The organism is Clostridium sp. ATCC 25772 (assembly GCF_001573875.1).
In the GTDB taxonomy this organism is placed as follows: domain Bacteria; phylum Bacillota; class Clostridia; order Clostridiales; family Clostridiaceae; genus Clostridium_J; species Clostridium_J senegalense.
The window spans coordinates 1-1,579 of record NZ_LFRG01000107.1; the positions used below are offsets into that span (position 1 = coordinate 1).

Annotated in this window: 1 protein-coding gene; it reads right to left on the reverse strand. The window is 24.8% G+C overall.

Annotation, left to right across the window (positions count from 1 at the left end):
- Positions 1 to 510: 510 nt before the first annotated feature.
- Positions 511 to 1,257: a peptidylprolyl isomerase gene (locus AZI32_RS16960; protein ID WP_061997134.1), complete on the reverse strand. Its 747-nt coding sequence runs from the start codon at positions 1,255 to 1,257 to the stop codon at positions 511 to 513.
- Between the last annotated feature and the right edge of the window lie 322 nt (positions 1,258 to 1,579).

A 1,579-nucleotide genomic window follows, 5' to 3' on the forward strand; every position in this document is an offset into this window, starting at 1 on the left:
TTTTTTACATCTTCCGATGTGAGCCTCTACAAAATAGATTCTCAAATGAATTAACTGGTTTTACCTATATTTATCTGTTTAATTTTCAAAGACCAATTTGTCACCACTTGATGACTTTTACTATTTTACTAGTTTTAAACTTTTTTGTCAATACTTTTTTTAAAAAGTTTTTAAAGTTTAAATCTTTATCGCTTAAGCTACTTAGTAACTTGTTTCAGCGACAAGATTTATTATATACATAATCACTTTAGCCATTATGTATCCTAACCTTAAATATAGAAATTTATACTTTAAATTCTCTTATATACTATGATATCCTCAAAATTACTTTTATTGATACACGTGGATATGTTTTCTTTTATATTTTACTAATAATTGCTTTTTTATTGATAAATTCCTGTAATTTAAAAGAATACAACACAAAATCCAGTTTAATTTTTCTATTATTAATAAAATAAAAGGCTTTGACCAAGTATTAAAATTACTTAACCAAAACCTTTCGTTATATTATTATTTCATTTCTACTTTATAAGTACCTTTTAATTTTTCTACTAAATTTATAAATTCTTTGTTTTGCTTTTCCTGAAGTAAGTTTGAAGCTATCATTGGCTTAACTTCTTCAAAATCTTTAGCAACTGAAGGCTGTTTATCTTCAACTTTTATTATATGAAAACCAAATTGAGTTTTTACAGGTTCACTAATTGCATCAACATCTAACTTAAATGCTGCATCCTCAAATTCAGGTACCATTCTACCTCTTTCAAAAGCTCCTAAGCTTCCACCTTGTGCTTTTGATGGACATTTAGAATATTTCTCAGCTGCCTCTTCAAAAGATATAACATTGTTTTTTATGTCTTCTGCTATTTTTTTAGCTTCTTCTTCTTCATCAACTAATATATGCTTAGCGTTTACTGTTTCTTCTGTTTTAAACATTTCTTTATTCTTTTCATAAAATGCTGTAATTTCTTCTTCAGTAATCTCAACATTTGAGAATGATTTAGTTATACCAGCTTGTATTAATAAATCTCTTTTTACTAATTCTAATTGTTTTTTAAACTCTTCATCACTTTCTAAGTTACTATCTTTTGCAAAATTATATACTAATTCATAGTTTATTATTTGATTTAATAATTGCTTTTTACCTTCTTCAGTACTAAAATATTGTTTGTTTTGTTCTGGAAATCTTGATATAGCAAATTCTAAATCTTGTTCTGTAATATTTTTTCCATTTACTGTAGCTAAAATTTTGTTTTCCATATAAATTCTCCTTTTAAAAAATTATTTATATTCTATAAGCATTAAACTCTATCTATTCAAGATTAAGTTTAAGCACTATAACTTTAATATTAATAATAAATTTTATTAAAGTTATAATAAATATTTATATGCTTAAAGTTATATTTTATTAATCTATTATAACATATTTTAAGTAACTATTTTGTTTATTTAAATTATTATTTTACATAAACAAAAAAACTCTTACTAATTAATTAGTAAGAGTTTATGGTGACTCCTAGGGGAATCGAACCCCTGTTACCACCGTGAAAGGGTGGTGTCTTAACCGCTTGACCAAGGAGCT